The organism is Arenibacter antarcticus (assembly GCF_041320605.1).
Taxonomy (GTDB): domain Bacteria; phylum Bacteroidota; class Bacteroidia; order Flavobacteriales; family Flavobacteriaceae; genus Arenibacter; species Arenibacter antarcticus.
Genome location: NZ_CP166679.1, coordinates 473628 through 494221 on the forward strand (window position 1 = coordinate 473628; position 20594 = coordinate 494221).

At 35.7% G+C, this 20594-nt stretch carries 14 protein-coding genes; 7 read left to right on the forward strand and 7 right to left on the reverse strand.

All coding sequences use genetic code 11. The annotated features are described in order from the left end of the window. Positions 1 to 80: 80 nt before the first annotated feature. Positions 81 to 1244 carry a FecR family protein gene (locus KCTC52924_RS02020; RefSeq protein WP_251808975.1) on the reverse strand — a complete coding sequence of 388 codons (1164 nt, stop codon included), beginning with the start codon at positions 1242 to 1244 and terminating at the stop codon, positions 81 to 83. Positions 1245 to 1354: 110 nt separating this feature from the next. Here KCTC52924_RS02020 and KCTC52924_RS02025 point away from each other — a divergent pair, with 110 nt between their 5' ends. Further along, complete coding sequence (locus KCTC52924_RS02025; protein WP_251808976.1) at positions 1355 to 1954, forward strand: RNA polymerase sigma factor; 600 nt, start codon at positions 1355 to 1357, stop codon at positions 1952 to 1954. Positions 1955 to 2388: 434 nt separating this feature from the next. On the opposite strand, the gene KCTC52924_RS02030 is transcribed toward KCTC52924_RS02025, so the two are convergent. The 6 genes from KCTC52924_RS02030 to KCTC52924_RS02055 all read right to left on the reverse strand — a co-directional run bounded on the left by KCTC52924_RS02030 (position 2389) and on the right by KCTC52924_RS02055 (position 13575). Beyond that, positions 2389 to 4605, reverse strand: a complete 2217-nt coding sequence (locus KCTC52924_RS02030; protein ID WP_251808977.1) for a beta-N-acetylhexosaminidase — start codon at positions 4603 to 4605, stop codon at positions 2389 to 2391. A gap of 284 nt (positions 4606 to 4889) precedes the next feature. Continuing rightward, the gene (locus KCTC52924_RS02035) at positions 4890 to 5720 is read right to left on the reverse strand and encodes an endonuclease/exonuclease/phosphatase family protein (protein WP_251808978.1); all 831 of its coding nucleotides are present in this window, start codon (positions 5718 to 5720) and stop codon (positions 4890 to 4892) included. A gap of 48 nt (positions 5721 to 5768) precedes the next feature. Then, positions 5769 to 7022 carry an endonuclease/exonuclease/phosphatase family protein gene (locus KCTC52924_RS02040; RefSeq protein WP_251808979.1) on the reverse strand — a complete coding sequence of 418 codons (1254 nt, stop codon included), beginning with the start codon at positions 7020 to 7022 and terminating at the stop codon, positions 5769 to 5771. 12 nt (positions 7023 to 7034) lie between these two features. Next, positions 7035 to 8867 (reverse strand): RagB/SusD family nutrient uptake outer membrane protein, encoded by a 1833-nt coding sequence (locus tag KCTC52924_RS02045; protein ID WP_251808980.1) that lies wholly within the window; start codon positions 8865 to 8867, stop codon positions 7035 to 7037. Positions 8868 to 8872: 5 nt separating this feature from the next. Next, a complete protein-coding gene (locus KCTC52924_RS02050) occupies positions 8873 to 12283 on the reverse strand; it encodes a TonB-dependent receptor (protein ID WP_251808981.1) in 3411 nt (1136 codons plus the stop codon). Positions 12284 to 12423: 140 nt separating this feature from the next. Then, complete coding sequence (locus KCTC52924_RS02055; protein WP_251808982.1) at positions 12424 to 13575, reverse strand: FecR family protein; 1152 nt, start codon at positions 13573 to 13575, stop codon at positions 12424 to 12426. A 79-nt stretch (positions 13576 to 13654) separates the two neighbouring features. Between KCTC52924_RS02055 and KCTC52924_RS02060 the strand changes: the two genes are divergently transcribed. The 6 genes from KCTC52924_RS02060 (at position 13655) to KCTC52924_RS02085 (ending at position 20573) form a co-directional block, all read left to right on the forward strand. After that, positions 13655 to 14275 carry an RNA polymerase sigma-70 factor gene (locus KCTC52924_RS02060; RefSeq protein ID WP_251808983.1) on the forward strand — a complete coding sequence of 207 codons (621 nt, stop codon included), beginning with the start codon at positions 13655 to 13657 and terminating at the stop codon, positions 14273 to 14275. Positions 14276 to 15495: 1220 nt separating this feature from the next. After that, on the forward strand, positions 15496 to 17454 hold the full coding sequence (locus tag KCTC52924_RS02065) for a histidine kinase (protein WP_251809116.1): 1959 nt from the start codon (positions 15496 to 15498) through the stop codon (positions 17452 to 17454). Between the two features lie 3 nt (positions 17455 to 17457). After that, entirely contained in the window at positions 17458 to 18216 is a 759-nt protein-coding gene (locus tag KCTC52924_RS02070; RefSeq protein ID WP_251808984.1) for a LytTR family DNA-binding domain-containing protein, read from the forward strand. Positions 18217 to 18618: 402 nt separating this feature from the next. Next, entirely contained in the window at positions 18619 to 18921 is a 303-nt protein-coding gene (locus KCTC52924_RS02075) for a hypothetical protein (RefSeq protein ID WP_251808985.1), read from the forward strand. A gap of 73 nt (positions 18922 to 18994) precedes the next feature. Then, positions 18995 to 19528 (forward strand): hypothetical protein, encoded by a 534-nt coding sequence (locus KCTC52924_RS02080; protein WP_251808986.1) that lies wholly within the window; start codon positions 18995 to 18997, stop codon positions 19526 to 19528. A 550-nt stretch (positions 19529 to 20078) separates the two neighbouring features. Then, complete coding sequence (locus KCTC52924_RS02085) at positions 20079 to 20573, forward strand: lipocalin family protein (protein WP_251808987.1); 495 nt, start codon at positions 20079 to 20081, stop codon at positions 20571 to 20573. The last annotated feature ends 21 nt before the right edge of the window (positions 20574 to 20594 follow it).

Genomic DNA, 20594 nt, shown 5'->3' on the forward strand with positions numbered 1-20594 from the left:
GTGTTGGTTAAATATTAATTAATACATGATTAATGGGACGAATTTAGAACCGGTCAAATTTTTAAATTTCGTCCCTTCTCTTATTTCAATACTATTGTATTACCATTTACTTCATAATCCTTGATGATTTTATAATTTTTAATAATTGAAAGTATCTCGGCTATATCCTGATCCTTACTCAGAACCCCATTAAACCTCTTGTGTTTTATTGCATCATTGGTAAAAACAACTTTAATATCGTACCATCGCGATAAGACTTGCATAATATCTATTAAGGATTTTTTTTCAAAGCTAAAAACACCCTCTTTCCATGATACAACATTAAATATGTCAACCGTATTTACCGTCAAAGAGCTGTCTTTTAAATCAAGATTCAATTGCTGATTGGGCAGCAACTTTAGTTGTTGGTTGTCCACATTTATACTGACGCTTCCCTCAACTAAAGTTGTAAATACATTTGTTTCGTCCTTATAGGCCTTTACATTAAACTCCGTTCCTATAACTTCTATTTCTTGTGATTTATTCAGTACTATGAACTTAGAACCCTTATTTTCTGAACTAGGAGATACCGAAAAATAAGCCTCTCCATACACTAGTTCAACCTCTCGCTCTTCTCCTAAAACAAAATTTACAGGATATTTCAACTGAGATTCAGAATTAAGCCATACTTGGGTGCCATCCGATAACTGAATGAAAAATTCCCCACCTCTAGGCACTGTCAAATAATTCATTACTTCTTTCGAAGTCGTATTATTAGTGGAGGTATAAACCAGTTGAGCACCATTACTTGTTGCGTTATTTGTATTTATAGAATCTCCTTTCACCAAAACCACACTAGTGCCATCCTCTAGGGTCAGGGTTGCTTTATCTGTACCTGGGTGTATTTCCCTATCAACAATAATTAGATTATTTTCCAAAGTGTTTTTAGAAACAGTTTCAGTCAACACATAACCCACTCCTAAAATCAATAAAATTACCGCTGCCCATTTTACACCAGTATACAATAACCTTAATCTCTTTACCTTTTTTTCTTTATGAATAAATTCAAGTAAACTCTTGTTAGATTGGGTGGTATCAAACTTTTTAGCATTTAAGCTAATTAAGTAATTTACTTTCACGTATTCAGAAAACTCCCTTTTATTGGAGTCATCTCTTGACCACTCCTCCAATTCCTCTAATTCTGAATTAGAAGCTTGCTTAGTAAGGTACTTTACTATACTATTTTTAATATTTTCTGAACTCATAAGTTTACTCTATAATACTAAAACGTTAGTCATTTGCATAACCCTAACTTTAACTGTGTTTTTTTTTGTTTATTAGCAGCATTCAATATTACAAACTATCATTTTCTAAAATGAAAGCTAAAAACCTCAATGATTTCACCTTACTAAATGCCTTAAAAAAAGGCGATGTAAAAGCCTATACTGTTTTAGTAAATAATTATCATCATAAGCTCTGTGTTTATGCTTTTAGCTTAACCAATGATTCCGATTTATCCGAGGACATTGTTCAAAATGTATTTATGAATATTTGGAGAAAAAGGAATGCTCTTAAGGGAGATTTGGTATTAAAAAGTTACCTATATAAATCAGTCTATAATGAGGTTATTGATCAATATAGAAAACAAAAAAATATGCTTCCTCTAGAAAAAAAGCATCTAGAGGCTCTAACTTCTGTAATGGAAGATTATGATGATTACTCTCTTGAAAAATTGAGTCACATGGTCAAAAAAGAAATTGAAAAACTACCTCCAAAATGTAGGCATACATTTTTATTGAGCAAACAGGATGGCCTTACAAATATAGAAATAGCAGAATATTTGAATGTTTCAGTAAAGTCTGTTGAAGCGCATATTACCAAGGCGTTTTTTATTTTAAGAAAATCGCTTGATGAAAAAGTCCATGGGATACTATTTATTTTATTTCGACAAAAATCATTTGATCAAATTTCTTGAACCTCTGGCCAAGATATAACTACTGTAATTACCCCTCTAACAGCATTTAAAAACTACAGAGGAAATAGACTATAAATCACTTGCCATTTGAGAATTAGAAAGGAAAATTATCAGATTTTTCTATCCTATCCAAACCATAATCGTTGCTTCTGGAGTATATTTCTCCAAAAACAAAAAGGATACGGCCCGAATATTATGATTGACATCCGTAAATACTGGGTCAATGGCAAGTGATTTCAACAGCCTTAAAAAAGACACTATAATTACCAATGACGACAGGAGTTACTTCAAAATAATGACAAAAAAGAGGGCGGAAATCAGAATTGATTTCCGCCCTCTTTTTTTATTCCAATTATGCAGATGCAACCAAAATCTCACTAAAAATATGGCTTTTATTTCAGATTTTAGCCTCTCGCCTAAGAACTCAATTTTTCCTAATCCTTATTTTTTATCAGTATCACTCCATTAGAATTATTCCCGATATCTCCTCTAACCATAGCCTTAATTTTAAATTCAGCTCCAGTTTCATATTCATCGATCTTAAATCGATAGGTATTCTCAATAGAATAAATCCCTGTAGATCCTAAATGCTTGTCTTCGGCAATTAACTGTCGATTTTTATATATAGATATTCCTTCAATCTCCAGTTTATGGGTTCCGGAAGTATAAATAAAAGTTACTTCATAAGTCCCATTACGGTTAATTTTTCCGGTGGCGTCTATTTCTAGTTCTCCAAATTCTACACCCTTAATAAGTGCCGGTTTCCATTCACCCAACTGTGTTCCGAACTCTTTGTATTGATGATTTTTATCTAGATAGAATAGCGGTAAGGAATACTGATGACGGTTCACCACTGTAATGGCCTTTAAATCGGACAATTTGTCCACTGTAACTGGTTCTTTATAAATTTCCGAATAAGTATTAGGCTGGCTACCGTCTACGGTATAGCGTATATGGGCTCCTTCTACCACATTTTCTAAAGTAACCACTACACCCCCATCAATTTCATTTTTTTCCAACAATTTGGGTTGTGGCACTCTATAACCATAGCCGGCTTCATCGTACCTGTTGTAATGCTGACGCATTCTTTCTTCAAAATCTGACCAATCTTTACGGCTTCTTTCGGTCCAAGCAACTTCGGCCAAGGCCGCCATTCTCGGAAAGGTCAGGTAATCAAAATACTTCTCTGATCGGTTTTCATTTATGGGCTTTATTTCCTGTAAAATGGTACCATGGATAAATTGATCTGACCATAGAGTAGCGTGAACTCCCAAAACCTGTGATTGGAATTCCTCTTTCAACCCCTCAACCATAGGATCCATTCCGTATACCTTCTCTAAACTAATAGGAGGTAACCAAGTTGCAGCTTTAACCTCTCCAGGAATATTACTTTCCGCTACATCAAAATAGGCATGGCTAGACAGTGCCATCACCATATCATGTCCCGCTTGAGCACCCAAAATGGCCTTTTCCTTGTTGTGCCACACCATTCCAACGGCCTTATCATCTAGCCCTCTTTCTATGATTTCATCCCAGCCCACAATGGTTTTTCCACTTTTCTTTAGAATTTTCTGAATCCGATTCGTAAAATACACTTGTAAATCTGCTTCCTTCTCCAACCCAAGATCTGCTTTCCGCTGTTGACAATGTGGACATTTCTCCCATCGATCGTAGCGAGCTTCATCTCCTCCAATGTGGATATATTTCGATGGAAACAACGCAATAACCTCTTTAAACACATCTTCTAAAAAGTCGAAAGTAGTTTCCTTTCCCACGCAATACAGTTCCCTACTAATGGAGTGTTGGGTTTGCACTACCTGAGGAGCCTCGGTACACGATAAATGCGGATACGCGGCAATGGCTGGTAAGGTATGAGCAGGTATTTCTATTTCAGGGATTACCTCTATATTTCTTAGGGCCGCATACGCCACAATTTCCTTTATTTCCTCTTGAGTATAATACCCCCCTGTTCTCTTGTCTCCTTCACCCCTAAATCCGCCTACAGAGGTTAACTTTGGGTATTTTTTTATTTCAATCCGCCATCCAGCATCATCGATCAAATGAAGATGTAATACGTTCATTTTATATATCGCCATCATATCTACCAATTGCTTTACATAAGACACCTCATAAAAATATCGGCTTACATCTAGCATCATTCCACGCCAAGGATACGCTGGGTAATCCTCTACGTAGGCTCCTTCTATAGTCCAATCTACATCTTTCTGTCTTTTCGAATTGAATATTTTGACGGGAAGCATTTGCCGAAGCGTCTGTATACCGTTAAATACCCCCGCTTCACTATTACCAATAATTTCAATTCTTTTAGAGGTCACTAAAAGGCGATAGCCTTCTTCAATATCCCCTTTAGGATCAATGGCAAGGTGAATGCTGTTTTTTTTAGACCTATTTGATGAAGATAGCTCAAAATCCCAACCGGTAGCAGGGGAAAGCGTTTCTCCCAAATAATCTGCTAGGGCTTCCAATCCAGTATCATACTGTATTGTTGTCTTTTGGTTTAGCAAAAAAACCTCCCCATTGGGCGCATATTGTTGTGGTTTTGGTATGATATCGGTAGCCTTTGCCTGAGCGAACGAAATCATAAGAACGAAAAACAGTAAACACGTTTTTCCTAAGTTAGTCTTTGACATAAAAAAAATTAAATAATTATAAATACGATTTAGAAAACAATATAATTTAAAACTTCTTGAAAAATGAAATCATAAAAAATCCCGTGAATAATGAAACGACGGGATTTATTATGCCAAGATAATAATGATATGCATACTCCTAAATGTAACCATGTTAAAAGCTAATTCTAGGGTTCAGCGTCGGAGTTGTTCACTAGCACTTTAAAAGCTAGTTCCACAGCCATATTATAAAATCATCTGGCTTTCCTTTAGTACCTTTTCTTACCTATAATTCAAAGCATATCTTATTTACTCATTAAACTCAGCTCTGCTAGGACTGGCAAATGATCGGAAGCATAGGTTTCATTCAACACTTTCAAAGATTCTACATTAAACTTCTGTTTTGGCCTATACATAATATAATCCAAAGTTCTATTGGGTTTTATGGCAGGAAAAGTTAAAGGACAACTTGTCCTACATGTAGGCGTAAGAGTCTGGTGTAAAATCTCAATTGGTTTTGAATCTGGCAGAGCATTCAAATCGCCTGCAATAATAACCGGAAGAGATAATTTCTCTATAATCTTGTTAAGTTCCTTTGCCTGTAGTACTCTATTCGCATCATCAGAGGTATGGTCCAAGTGGGTGGAACCAAAATGAAATTTATGCCCCTCTTTTTCCACGGTTATCATGGCAACGGATCTAGCTTCAAAATTACTTGCCGTAGTTGGTAATTCATATCTTGTACTATCCAATATAGGTAATTTTGATAGAACTGCATCACCGTACTCCCCTCCTTGATAATCTATGGCTTTCGTGAAAAAATAGTGCATATCCGTCAGCTTAGCCAACTCTTTTGCCTGATGTATAGTAATTCCTGACCTTCTAGTTTTATTGTCCACTTCACTTAATGCAACTAGATCAGGTTTAGCCAGATTAATAACATATGCTATTGCCTGAAGGTCACGAAAATCGGACTCTTTAGAGGGTGGGTTCCCAATATGAATGTTATATGACATTACCTTTACAACAGGATTATTCTCTGCTGGAGGTTCAGGGTCTTGGTTATCACTACTACAAGAGTGACTACTTAAAGATCCAAATAAAAGTATCAGAAATGGAATTTTCATCAGTCTCATGATATTAAGGTTTAGTATATATTTCATTGTTTATCTCTTCATAGGAATTTACTCAAATTCCAGTCGTACTTTTAAAATTACAGGCAAATGCCTACTAGCAGACGTAACTCCCACTCTATAGTTTATGATGTCAAACCTTTCTGGATGAGAAAACATTATAAAATCAGTATAAGAAGCTGGATTATCAGCCGGGAAATTAGGCGGACAAGAGGTACAAGGAAAACTAAATTGGTCGGATAACAATTGATAAGGATCACCAGTTCCAGGTGGAGTATTAAAATTACCTCCTAGTATCACTGGGATTGATTTATAATTGTTCATGCTATCAACCAAAACAGGCGTTTGTGTAATCCTTCTATCTTCTATGGCATTTAAATGAGTCCCTGCAAAAATTAATTGTTCCTGTTCATTAATTTGAACATTTATTATACCTAAAGGCCCCTTTTCACTAACGTAAGTGGGCAGCATTGCGGTGCTACTACTGTTGATTGGGAATTTGGAAAATATTGCCGTTCCATATTCGCCTCCCTGATAATTAAGGCCATTAGCATAAATATAATGAGGCATGTCTATTAATGAGGAAAGAATCTCAGGCAAATCTGAGGGTCCGCTCCTAGTCGTATTTCTATCAATTTCCCTTACGATCAATAAATCTGGATTATATTCGTTAATATCAACGGCTAAACTTTGCATATTCTTATTACCACTACCAATACCGTAAGACATAATAGTAAGGTCAATTCCAGGTTTAATGATTTTAACTTCAGAAACAGCAAAGAAAATTGTTCTTTTCTCAGGGTTTATGGCATATCCGGATGCGTCATCAACACTAATAGCCAACAAATAGTTATTATCAAAATCGAACTTTTCAGGATAATACTTCAAAGTAGCATAATTTGAATATTCACTTCTAGAAGGAATATCCAAGTTAAGTTGATTAATATCATAAGCATTTTCGGGAAATGGCAGGTAGGGCGCCTCTCCATTCATTTCTCGAATTTCATTGATGCTATCTATCGCATTCAAGTTTTGGGTGAGCTTAACATTAATTGGATTAGCAGGTAACCCTAATGCTCCAAACCCCGCATTAAATTTAATGGAGTCTGGGGCTGATACAGTTTGGTCTTCCCGGGAATACGTATTTAAATAATGATATTCACTGCCACCTTTGGCTAGAAATACCTGTGCTCCTTCTTTAGAAGTGGTAAGTCTTTCATAAGCTGGAGTTTCTGTATTACAGGAATGCAATCCTACAGATAATATAAGAAGAGCAACGAAACTATTGATTTTCATAATTCTCATAATTTTATTATTTTAATAACCAGGAAAGTTTATTAATTGATGATTTCTATCCATTTCTGCTTGGCCATAAGGCATAAAATAAAATTTACGCTGCCATGCAGTTCTACTGAAAGCATGAGTTCTTTTATGAAAGTCTGGGTCGGATAAATAACTTCCGGCATCCATATTCATCCCAAAGAAAGGCCCTCCTTGATTAGAACCTGGCTCATTGGGTATCATCCACCTTCTCACATCGAAAAAACGGTGACCTTCAAATACTAGTTCAATCCGTCGCTCAAGACGAATCTCATCGCGCATCCTATCTTGGCTTATCAATGTTGTTATCTCAGGTAACCCTGCACGGGAACGTACCATATTCAAATATTTAGTAATGTCTGGGTTGCCAGGATCTGCCTCATTAAGAGCTTCTGCATAATTCAGGTATAATTCAGCTAGACGAATTATCATCCCAGGTCTATTTACCGTAATTTTCGGATTTACACTAAAAGTAGGATGTATATTTTTTCTTGCGGTATAACCAGTAGTAGGCCAATCCCTAGGTGCCGAAGCTTTACCAGAAGAACCTGAACTAAAGAATTCTACACGGGAATTACTGTCTCCAGCCTTGGAAGCACCTGGATTTTTAGCGCCATTAAAAGTAATATTAGCATAGAAACGCGCTTCCCTTTCTGTAAACATCAGATTAGTTCCTTTATCATAATACTGAGTTCCGTTATTGGTAAATTTATTCTCATTATACAATGGACTTTCGTCAATGGAAGTTCCATCTTTCATACGATAATCATCCACCAATCTTTGCACGGGACTTTGATAGTTAAAGGCGGTCCCAGGTGTAGACCTTGGAGCAGTTCTAGTTTCCCAACCCCAAGTGTAAGAAGAAGGTCTTATCCATATCCCTTCTTTTTCCCAGCCATCCCAGTATAAGTTACGTACCGAGAGAAAGGCTGCCCTAAAAGGATCCGTATCCTCAACCTCAAACAAACCTTTACCAGCAGCTTCAGCAATATCAATCGCTTCTTTGGCTTTTATAGCTGCCGTCTCCCAACGACTCGCATCATAAGTAGAGTTAATCAATTGGGTCCCATCAGGATTCCGGAAATCAGTCATTTCAGAATTTCCATTATAAAGCGGACTGGCATGATAAAGTAAAATTTGTGATTCTACAGCAGTCGCAATAATTTTGTTAATTCTACCAATTTGTGTTCCATCTACGGTGGTTCCTTCTAGGTAATAGTCATCTGGCAAATTATTTTTGGCAGCTTCAATTTCTGATAATACAAACTTTACAGATTCATCCCAAGTACTTCTTGGAATTTGAAAATCAGATTCTGGAGTACCGGGTTCTGTTGGAACAATAACTACGGGACCTACCTCCTTCATTAAAAGCCAATAGTAATAAGCTCGAAGAAATCTTACCTCTCCTTTATATTGACGAATAATGGTTACTCCCCCTTTTTGACTTAAGATTTCTTCATTATCATCTACTCTTTCCAAGAAGATACTTGCCAATCTTATTTTCTGATATAAAACAGAATGATTAACCGGGGTTGTACTTGCATTAAGTGCCCCACTGTTAATAGCTGGATTGGAATGATTACTGGCGTCTAACTCATCTGTGGAAATACTATAATAATATCCACCATATGGCTGGCCCCACATATCTGGTATTTCCGAAAACAATCCGGCCCACCATCTTTCAGTTTGGCCCCTGTTGGTAAAAATCTCATCTATGGACAAAAGATTGTCTGGTTGAGTTTCAAAGTAGTCATTATCGCATCCGGTAAGAATGCTTAAGATAATTAGTAATGAAACCATTATCTTATTTGTTGGCTTTATGTTTTTCATTTTTTTTATTGAAAGTTAATACGAAGTCCAATGTTATAAGTACTAATATTGGGATAAACGGCCCCTCTCCCGTCTCCGAGTTCTGGGTCCCAATGTTTCCAAGGAGTTAGAGTGAACAGATTTGTTCCACTAGTGAATACCCTTAGTTTCTGGATTGCATATTTATTTAAAAACCTGTTATTGGTGAAAGAGTATCCTATTTCAGCCTGTTTTAGCCTCAAGTAGTCTGCTCTCTTAATCCACCAAGTGCTAGTGTAATAATTTGTTGTAACATCTCTACTTGTTGATAATCTGGGATAAAATGCATCGGGGTTTGGATTCTCGGGGGTCCACCTATTCAACATCATACTGTACATATTGCCATAGGTTGCTCCTTCTGGAAATGGAGTTGTTGCAAAACCACTGGAATAATTAAAATCAACCAAACCTGTCCCTTGAAAAAACAAACTGATATCAAATCCCTTAAATCCTCCTCCAAAGCTTAGACCGTAAACAATTTTTGGTATGCTTCCATATCCAATAGCGGTTTGATCATTGCTATTTATCACACCATCTCCATTTAAGTCTTTGTAGCGTATATCTCCAGGACGTATATCTCCAGCCTGAGTGGCTGCATTACCTATCTCATCCTCAGTTTCAAATAGTCCAGTAGCAATATAGCCGAAGCGTTGGCTAATGGGTTGTCCTATCCTGTTCAAATACGGGTATTTCCATTCTGGAAGCCCGTCAAAAACCGCGAGATTTTCATTGTAATTGAAGGTTCCTTTAAAAGAGAAGAAATTATCGGTACCCCAATTTTTGTTATACTCCGCAGTTACATCAATTCCTTTGTTTTCGGTTTTACCGATATTATTATAAGGAATATTACCTGTTGTAAAACCTGATGCATAAGGAATTACATAATTGGGGAGTAAAATCCCTTCTCGTTTTTCTTTGAATAGCTCAACTATAAGCTCTAAATTATTATTTAAAAAATTGAGTTCAATCCCTAAATTCTGCCGATAAGATGTTTCCCAGCGTACGTTACCTCCGACCCTAGATTCATAATACCCTTTAAAATTCCGCTGAGAGCCAGGTGCTCCAAAAGTATAATTCCCGCCTTCTCCAATGGTCGTCAAATACAAGAAACGTAGGTCGGGGTTATTCACAGCCGCATTACCAGAAAGTCCATAGCTATAGCGGAGTTTAAAATGTGAAATCAAGTCTTCAAGTGGCTCAAAGAATTTCTCTTTAGAAGCAATCCAGCCCGCTCCAAACGAAGGGAAAAATCCATATCGTTCGCTTTCCACAAAATTATCTGATCCCGAATAGGAAAAGTTAGCTTCAGCAAAATATTTATCAGCATATCCGTAATTTGCACGGCCTACAAAATTTCTTTGTCGGTACTGAATCGCTGCCTTGTAACTTTTTACCCGCTCCGATGCATCCCTATAATCCGATTGGTTAAACAGGGTCATTGCCGATACATCATGCAACCCAAATCTTCGAGAATAATTTCCTGCAGCTTCTAGATAAAATCTTTTATCGCCATAGCGATTCAGACTAAACCCTAGCTCCTTAGATCCCGGGGATGAAATTTCAGTTATAAGGTTTCCTTCATCATCTCGTCCGTTTGCAAAGTAAGTCTGCAAGCTTCTTGATCTTGTTAAATAGTTACTATTGTTCACATCGTAAGCAAACATAGCTGTAGCGCTTAAACCCTTTGTAAGGATATCCAATTCCTGAGATATTCTTAGGTTAGAGCGAATGGTGTTTTTTGATTGATTAGTGACCCCAGATTGAGTTAATGCCATATATGGACTTTCAAGAGTTCCCTTTAATTGTGGCCATTCTCCATTACTGTACTGAGGTGGAATAATATGAGGTGCTGTTGCTGATGCTAAGCTAAAGATCTGGTTAACTCCATATGCCGGTCTGTTGTAATCCGTAATATAACCATTCACTCCAAAATCTAATTTAGTGGATTTTGAAATTTTAAGATTAAGGTTACTGGTGAAATTAAACCTATTAAGCATTAATTCCGAGTTGTAAGCCTGTATTCTATCTTTCTTGAATTGACCAACTTCCCCAAAGTATCCCGTCGAGAGATAATAAGTTGCATTTTCTGATCCACCATTAATATTTACAGTAACTCTATCATTACTCCCGTAATCATTAAAAAGCACATCATACCAATCCGTATTTGGATATAGATCTGGATCTTCTCCGCTTTCGTGTTTATTAATGGTTTCTTCTGTATATAATGGGCTTCTACCCCGGACCTCTAATCCTTCATTATACAACCTCATAAAGTTGGGGCCATCAACAAATTCAGGCAATGACGTAAATTGTGTTACAGCGTGGTTTAACTCCACATTTATAGTAGGTTTTCCCTTTTTCCCTGTCCTGGTATTAATAAGAATTACACCGTTAGCACCTCTGGTACCATATACCGCAGTGGCCGTGGCGTCTTTTAAAATTGTAAAACTTTCAATGTCCTCTGGATCAATATTATTGATATCACGGTCGGGTACCCCATCAACCACCAATAAAGGAGTTTGAGGGCTAGAAGCAAAGGTACCAATACCTCTAATAAATAGTGTGGCTCCATCAGCTCCAGGACCACCTCCACGCTGAGTTGCAACGACTCCGGCTAATTTTCCCGCGATAGCAGTGGTAAGGTCTCCGACTGGAGACTTAAGCTCTGCTCTTTTCAACGTGGATTGAGCTCCAACTACACTTTCTTTCTTCTGTTTTCCATACCCTACAACGACTACCTCATCCAAACCAGCAGCACTTTCCTCCAATACAATACTAAGATTTTCCCGTCCATTTACAGGGACTTCTTTAGTAGCAAACCCTATATAGGACACTAGCAGGATTGCTTTATCACTTTTAACATTTATAGTGAAGTTACCATCAAAATCCGCAGTTACTCCATTGGTTGTACCTGCTTCAACCACATTAGCTCCCGACAGTGGTCTTCCCTCATCATCTTGTATAATTCCATTAACGGTGAATTGTTGGATTGACATCCCAATAGGAACACTCTCCACTATTTTTAGGATATTTTTATGTTGTTTGGTAAGTACAATCTGCCTGTTGTCCATCACCTCATACCCTATAGGAGTCCCCTTAAAAAGTTGATTTAGGATATTATAGATAGTTTCTTTACTAGCGTGTATTGAAACTTTTCTAGTAAGATCTATTTCCTTGTTTTTGTACAAAAACTTGAATTCGCTCTTACTTTCAATATTCCTAAATACCTCTGCGATAGCAATTTGATCATGGTTTATTGAAATCTTGGTATTCTGCGAATAAGAATTTGCTTGAATTTTAAAAAGCGAAACTATAAGCAATAAGGTGGTAATTTTCATTTTGAGGGTTATTTTGAAAGGATTGGGCATACCCCATCCCTTAAAACAGATATTTTTCATATTTTTGTTTGGTTAATCGGTTTAACAATAATCTATGTTAAATCACATTACCTCAATTCGGGGAATGGTCGTACATTCCCCGTTTAATGTGATAAAACAATCCCTAATTTTAATTTTAAATTTTACTTCATTAGCTTGATTTAGTTTATGGTGATTGTTCTGTTTTGGTCAATACTATATTGGTAAGGGCTGTTTTTAGAAATATAGGCCATCACCTGTTCAATGCTTTCCAATTCTACATGAAAGGTTGCAGTAAATACCTCTTCATTTAAAGCCAGGTTATTATTCACTATCGTACAGTTATAACTCCGCTCCAATTTTTTTATAATATCCTTAAAAGGCACTCCATTAAAAATCAATTGGCCCTTCATCCAAGCAGTAGTGGAGGCTATATCGGCCTTTGCAACCGATATGTTTTCATTAACTTTGTCCCAAGTAGCCCCCTGTTCTGGCATAAGAAGTGTTTTAGTATTGTTCTTGGAACTTTTTGAAAGAAGCTCCACTGAACCCTCCACTAATACAGTGCGCATAGTTTCGTCATCTGAATAAGCCGATACATTAAATTGAGTCCCCAATACCCGAACATCCAAATTATCTGCCTTTACTACAAAAGGGGATTCACCTTTTGTCACCTCAAAATATGCCTCTCCCGATAGAAAAACGGTACGGTTCTCACCAGAAATAAAGTTTACAGGGAATTTCAAATTGGAATCAGAGTTCAAGAACACCTTGGTACCATCAGAAAGAGTTACCCTAAATTTCCTGCCCTTAGGAACTTTAAGGGTATTAAAAACTAAATTGGATAATTCAGTCTTTTCATATTGGATACCTTGTTGATTATGTTTCCCAATTACTTCTCCCTTTTCCGAAACAATATCCTGAGTAGCTTCCTCCTTTAAAATTATCGAACGTCCTCTCTCCAATTCTAAGGTTGTTCTTTGTTCATTATGAAATGGCTCCGAAATGGAGGCAGCCTGTTTCTCCTTTACAAATAGGAATAGCACTCCCACTGCAACAACCAATATTGCTGCGTATTTAGAAATCCTAAAAACCTTTCTTCTCTTATACGATTTTTTATCTTTCCGAATTTTTTCTTGTAAGAATCTTTTAACTCCTTCTGTATCGTAATGCCCCAACTTATAATCCAATGAATAATTAATTTTTGCAAAATCTGTAAATACCTCTTTATTCCCTGGCTCCTCTAGCCATAAGATTAGCTCATCCAATTCATCTTCCTTGATAGAATGGTTGAGGTATTTCACTACTAGATTATCAAAATAATTAGACTTCATAACTTATCATCTCTTCACCTATTACGGAACCGTTTTACAAGTCCCCTATTATTTTTAAAAATAAATTATCATATTTGAAGTGACACTTGAAGTATATTTTGATATGAATTTTGATTTTGAGATTAATTCTGTATTAATAGAACAGCTGGAAAAAGGGAATGAAAAGGCATTTTCCTATTTGGTGGAAAACTATAATCATCGGTTATGTGTTTATGCCAACAGTTTGGTGAATGATCCGGCAAGATCACAGGATATTGTCCAGAATGTATTTCTAAAAACATGGAATAAGCGGAAAAGCCTTAAGAAAAGTTTTTCAATAAAAGGCTATTTGTACCGCGCTGTCCATAACGAGTTTATAGATCAATACAGGAGCACCAAATCCTTACTGGCATTGGAAGAAATGTATATGGATACTCTTTTTCAGTTCGAAATGGAACCAGAAGTGGAGGAGACCGATAAAATAATGAGCCTAGTAATGGATGCCATTAATGACCTTCCCCCAAAATGCAAACAGATTTTTCTATTAAGTAAAAAGGAAGGTTTAGATAATATTGAAATTGCCGAATATTTGGCCATATCCAGTAAGACAGTCGAAAATCAAATAACAAAGGCTTTCAAATTCCTACGGGAAAAATTAGGGAATAAGTACGAATTGGTCATGTTGATCGTCTTTGGTCCAAAAGCTATACGAATGATTTAACAAATTCTAATAAGATCTGAAAAGCTTGCCCTCCTCCAATTTTTATGGACCTTTTATGAATATGCATTATTCCATTTTGTTACGTATGGCCATCCAACTATAACATTTCCTTTTCATAACTTCCAGCTCCTATTGTGGTCTGTCTTTCAGATTATAGGCAATGGCCGCGAGGTATATGCACCCAGGCCTCCCTAAATAGCGTAAACAATTGATTGGTTTAGCGGACCTTAAAATTTTAAAAAAACACACAATCATATTAGTAGGATTAGAGACGAATCTCTTCATATACATTATTCTCATAAAAAATACAGAACGATAAAGTTAATATCGAAAATAAAAAAATGAGCTAACTCTCTAGCCTATGAAAAGAAGTAGCGATGTTTTTTAACCTTACTATATATTTCGTAAATTACATAATAGTCATACAAAAAATAAACAATGCTAAACAAACTATATTCTTTACTGCTTCAATTGCCTATAGGGACACGTAATCCTGATGACAATTCACCAATTGATCTTACAAACACGTTTGATGTTGTTACTTATATAATCCTACCTGTATTACTGATTATTTTTTATATCCTTTGGAGGAAGAAGAAAAGGGATAAGAATTAAAATCTGCAAATGATACCATGCTGGACTATTTCTTATACAAAACCATTCGATTTATAGGGTACCTAATTATAACATTCTGGGTTGGGACAGCCTTAATTTAATTCTTTTCTTATATGCCAGAAAAAGTCGTTAAATGTTTATGGTTTTTATAGCCGTCCTTTTAATTTCTGAAATGGCTATACTCCTCTGATAAATAAAATCATCGAGGGATTTCTATCACCGTTTTTTTAATGACAGAATTATAAAGAAAACATGTAGAACTACACTTTTAGGTTTATTGAGCCAACTCTATCTGACATACCTTCATCAAAAACAGTATCATTTACAGGCTGTATTTAAATTTCATTCCCGTCTTTCAGGTAATGATTAAAAATTCTTTTTATGGAATTCATCGAAATTTTTAATGTCCTATTAAAGAGGAAGGCCAAAAATGGTTTAAAATGCAAATAAAAAGGAATATCCTACCAAATACTAAATCAAAGTAGCAGAATACTAAACCTTAGTTAAGCATTATAAAATAGAATGGTACTTTAGCTATTATGAATTCCTTTACTTTTATAATCTGTTATTTATTATTGGGTGCTATGCATCTTTCGGGACAGATTATGGCCGATGTCATTCCAGTCAAGATCAACTTGGTCGGCAATAAAAATGTCAAAGCCCTAAAATCTGATAGAAAAGGGACTTTTGAAGACATAAAGCGACAAACAGCTTGGAAGCCATATGATTCCGCAATTGAGGCAACGATAGAAACATCTATTTGGCTCAAATTTGAAATTGAAAACCAATCGCAAAATACTGTTAAGGTTTATCTCAATAGCCCGTATGATTATACTACTATTCATCGTCAAATAGGCCAAGACTATATAAAACTAAGGAATGGGTCTTATATCCCCTTACCCGAAAGAGCAAATGAATCGGATCGTTCTTTCACCGAATTAATTTTCATACCTTTTCAAAAATCATTGCTATATATAAGACTTGACTTTCATAATTCAAAACCCCGAGACACACCCGTTATCTATTCAGAAAGAGGCTATTGGAACGCTTCTACAAGCAATTATAAAAGTCAAACCTACACCATAGCTTTTATTTATTTCTACATTATTTCACTCATTACGATTTTTATTTTTGCATTCGTTTTTCGGTTACGATTGCGCAAAAAGCTTTACCTCTATTATTTAGGATATTTATTTTTCCAACTAGTTTATGGCCTTTTGGTGCTCCGCAACACCATGGCACCAATCGGCAATTATTTTGAATATAATCCTAGTCTTGCTTTTGATTTACTAGAACCCATTCAATTTATTTTCATAGGGTTTTATATTTTTTTCATATTGCAGCTTTTAACCGTGAAAACATATGATAAGTTACTCGCGAAGATCCTTTTTTACTTGGGACTATTCTGTTTTTTATATGCCCTCACGAATTTTGCTTTTAGCTATTTCTTACTTAATGGAAAATACACCGACCAAATTTTTTATATCGTACGCTATATTATTCTTCCCACTAATTTTATTCTAATTTTTTGGATTATATATAAGGTAAAGCACCCCTTACTGATTTATTTTATAGTTGGGCAATCTTTCTTTTTTATTGGAGCATTATTGAGCACATATGTGGCATATTCTGAGATAAACTTAATTCCAGACCATCTTTTTAATTTCAAAGAAGCCCCAAATATTATTTTTCAAATCGGATTATTGGCGGAAGTATATTGTTTCTCATTGGCATTAGGTAAGAATGTGTATCTGCTTCAAAAAGAAAAAGAACGAGCCAATACAGCCTTAATAAATCAACTGCAGGAAAACCAATACTTGCAGGAAACTATGAATCGTGAACTCGATGGAAAGGTTCAAGAAAAGACAAGTGAGCTCATTCAACTCTATTCTGAAATAGAAAGGGAACGAAATCAAAAAAACATTGACAATTTTAACAAAAAACTAAAGGAAACAGAAATGGTAGCTTTGCGCTCGCAAATGAATCCTCATTTTATTTTCAATAGCATGAACGCTATTAAAAATCTAATTATGACTTCCCGAAATGACGACGCTATAACCTACCTGGACGATTTTGCTAGCCTACTTCGTGGGATCTTGCAAAATAGTAATCGCAAAAAAATTACTGTGGAAGAAGAATTGGGGGTTTTAGAATTATATCTCTCCTTAGAACAGAGTCGGATGGGTAAGAATTTTAACTACACCATACAAGTCAATTCAAGGGAGGGTCTTTCGCAATACGAAATTCCACCCTTATTATTACAGCCGATTGTGGAAAATGCTATTTGGCATGGGCTACACCCTAGTTTAAGAGGTGAAAAAAAATTGACCATCTTTTTCGATACTACCAACGATTTAAAGATTATCATAGAAGACAATGGCATAGGCAGAAAAGAAAGTGCTAAGAAGAAAAAATTGCACAATTCAATGGGCACAACTATTCTACAGGACCGGTTGACATTGTATAATCATTTGAATGACCACGCTATTTATTATAAAATTACGGATCTTGAAGAAGAGGATAGAGCTTTAGGAACACGCATTACATTAACTTATAACTATTGAGACATGGCAAACATAATAATTATAGACGATGAAGACCATTGTACTAATGTCTTGGAAAATTTAATCAATAAAGTCCATCCTGATTATAAGGTGATTGGCATTTTCACAAATCCACTTGACGGATTGGATTTCATAAAAGATAATCCACCAGATCTATTATTTCTAGATATAGAAATGCCTAACCTGAATGGTTTTGCACTATTGGATAATCTGTTGCCTATTGATTTTGATGTCATTTTCACTACGGCCTATGATCAGTATGCTATTAAAGCCTTTCAATACAGCGCGATGAATTACCTATTAAAACCGATAACCGAAAAAAATATTGTAAAAGCACTTTCCGATTGGGAAAAACAACGCAAAAAAACAACCTTAGAGCAGTGGCAACTATTACAGAATAATTTAAAAAACTCCAATAAAAATTGTTCTCAAATTGCATTACCTACGGGGGTTGGCTATAAGATTTCGGACATTCAAAATATTGTCAGGTGTCAATCCGATAGCAATTACACCTATGTTTTCTGTAATGATGGAAACAAAATTTTAATCAGTAGAACCTTAAAAGAAATAGCAGAACTTTTACAGGACCATGGTTTCGTTAGGATACATCAATCGCACTTAATAAATCCACAATTTGTAAAAGGCATCTTAAAGCAAGATGGTGGCAGTCTTATAATGCATGACGACGTAGAAATCCCAGTTTCAAGACAGAAAGGAAAACAGATCAGTGAAATACTAAAAACTATGATCCGCTTTAAGTAGATAAACACCTATCTTTTGTTGTGGTAATGCGAAAATGATTCCGTTTTCAATAAAGCTTTTAGTTGATTGAATTAGTTAAGAATTTTTGGCTCAAAACCCACTTTTTAATTCACTTTTCAAGCATTAGGGACTCATTCTACAGAATAGCCAAGAACTGAATTCTAAGTCAAACCCATCAAATACTAAGTACCCTATGCTAAATTCTGATTTGGTATTGTATAGGAAAGCACGTCTACTATATTTGTTAGGAACAAGTACCATTTACTTTCTTAAAACACAGAATTAGTAATTGAGTTTTAGTATAGTTTAAAACCGATTACGAATAGATTAAGTATCGCATTTTAGCGTTGAATCCCCCGTTCAAGAAATGAGTTAAAAGCATCGCCTTTAAACTCCTAATTTGTGAAAAAATTAAACATGATCTCGTCAATGCTTCAAATGAAACAATATTTATTGTTCCTACCATCCATAGCTATTTTTACAGCTTATAGCAGTGATGGCCATACTCAAAATGATACACAAGAGATTGTAGTCCACAAAGCTAGCAAAGACCTAGTTCAAGTCAGACATTACCTACACGACCATGCCGCAAGGAATGCCTCTAACAAAACAATGGTGCCTCAAAACCAAAGATACCGATGTAGCGCTTACGCTCCTTTTGGCGGTTCCTGCCTAACTAGCAACAGAGAACCTGACCAATTATAAAATCAGATTAACCATTACTCCCTGCCTCCATCAAAACAACCATTAGATACGCAACACATTTAAATCTTAAACAATGAAAAAAACACTCCTCTTATTCGTCATTTTATTAAGCATATTATCTTGTGGCAATTCTGAAAAATCGTCTACAGAAAAAAAAGGAAAATCCTTAAGTAAAAGCACAGCTCAGTCTCCATGCGAATTATTAACGGAAACAGAGATTAAAAAAGCACTTTCCATCCCGGTAGACACTAAAACGAGTATGAAAGATAAAAGCACCAATTTCCCTTCCTGCTTTTACAAATGGGAATCTATTACCTGGCCTTATAAAGTTATTGGGAATCAGATGGCGGAATATCATGCCGAATTGAGCATTGTACTCGTTGCCAATGTCAATAAAGAACAATATGAGACCTCTGTATCATTTTATAAAGATGGCGAAGAAGAAGCTGGCATAGGGGATATGGCCACCTGGAGTAAAAAAAGGAGCCAGCTTACCTCTTTATACAAAGGAAAATTATTTCACGTGCATGCGAGAACGTCAGCAGATGCAGCTTCTAACAAAGCAAAAGCAATTCATCTAGCAAAACTCATTGTAAAGAAACTCTAATCTGTATTTTTAAAAGCAAAGTATTACAACAATACCCGTCACTTACTAAAGGGACCCTTTAAACAAGAAGAAATAACCTCAAAATCAATCTAACATTATGATATACACAACTTCTAAATCGTAAAGCAGTAGCTATTAAAATTATGGATTTACTTTTAGCTACCCATCTTAGGGCACTTTAAACGGAAAGAATCTTGTACCCAAAGACACCACCTACACGTTAGGTTCTGTTGTTCGAAGCTAAATTAAATTAATGGTATTTTCATAGCTCAATTTATTTTTAAGCCTGATGTAATAACTAGGGTTGTGAGCTATAAAAATTTCCTGGTAAAAATCTGCGTATTGAGACTCCTTAAAAAAGTTGAACCTTGTTTCTATCTCCGGTCAAAGTCTAAAATCTAGGAAGAACCATCTGTCATCAAGAGGTCTTAATGTGTTACAGGTCTTTATTTTTTGATGGTGAGTTTAACCATTTTGATAGATTTATTAAGAAAAAGGCACAGCTGTGGTTAGAATTCATATTGCCTTTAATAACATAAAAATTCACAATATGAAAAGCTTGAAATTTAGGTGCCTACTATTAATAATGTTTATTGGAAGTATGACCTTGAGTTGTATCACTTTGCAGCAACCATTACCCGGTAGCCTTTGGGGTAACTGGACGTTTATAAAAACAGGCACCATAATAAACGGTTCAAACGAACATCTTTATGACTATAGGAATGTGTGTTATAACGAGAGTGATCGACTGCATTTTTCGTCAGATAATAAAATGTCCCTGCGTTGGTATGATGAAAATTGCATGATAAATCATTATTCAATTGGGCAATACCATGTGGAAGGCAACACTTTAAAGATTAATTTGGCTAATAGTGGTCCTAATCAAGACAGTCCATTTCCACCGATCACAGAATATAGGATCATTCAAATTAATGCTACTACATTAAAACTTGAGGAGATTCCTGATGAGTATACACATCAACGACATCAAGGAAAACCATCAGGCCCGGAGGTTTTGGTTTTAGTTTTTATGAAACACAATTGAGCAAGTTTTCAATTACAATTT

Bases quoted from the DNA above. Each gene is read 5' to 3' on its own strand.
- KCTC52924_RS02085 (WP_251808987.1), top strand. From the start codon at position 20,079: ATGAAAAGCTTGAAATTTAGGTGCCTACTATTAATAATGTTTATTGGA.
- KCTC52924_RS02070 (WP_251808984.1), top strand. From the start codon at position 17,458: ATGGCAAACATAATAATTATAGACGATGAAGACCATTGTACTAATGTC.
- KCTC52924_RS02030 (WP_251808977.1), bottom strand. From the start codon at position 4,605: ATGTCAAAGACTAACTTAGGAAAAACGTGTTTACTGTTTTTCGTTCTT.
- KCTC52924_RS02080 (WP_251808986.1), top strand. From the start codon at position 18,995: ATGAAAAAAACACTCCTCTTATTCGTCATTTTATTAAGCATATTATCT.
- KCTC52924_RS02025 (WP_251808976.1), top strand. From the start codon at position 1,355: ATGAAAGCTAAAAACCTCAATGATTTCACCTTACTAAATGCCTTAAAA.
- KCTC52924_RS02055 (WP_251808982.1), bottom strand. From the start codon at position 13,575: ATGAAGTCTAATTATTTTGATAATCTAGTAGTGAAATACCTCAACCAT.
- KCTC52924_RS02045 (WP_251808980.1), bottom strand. From the start codon at position 8,867: ATGAAAAACATAAAGCCAACAAATAAGATAATGGTTTCATTACTAATT.
- KCTC52924_RS02035 (WP_251808978.1), bottom strand. From the start codon at position 5,720: ATGAGACTGATGAAAATTCCATTTCTGATACTTTTATTTGGATCTTTA.
- KCTC52924_RS02050 (WP_251808981.1), bottom strand. From the start codon at position 12,283: ATGAAAAATATCTGTTTTAAGGGATGGGGTATGCCCAATCCTTTCAAA.
- KCTC52924_RS02065 (WP_251809116.1), top strand. From the start codon at position 15,496: ATGGCCGATGTCATTCCAGTCAAGATCAACTTGGTCGGCAATAAAAAT.
- KCTC52924_RS02020 (WP_251808975.1), bottom strand. From the start codon at position 1,244: ATGAGTTCAGAAAATATTAAAAATAGTATAGTAAAGTACCTTACTAAG.
- KCTC52924_RS02040 (WP_251808979.1), bottom strand. From the start codon at position 7,022: ATGAGAATTATGAAAATCAATAGTTTCGTTGCTCTTCTTATATTATCT.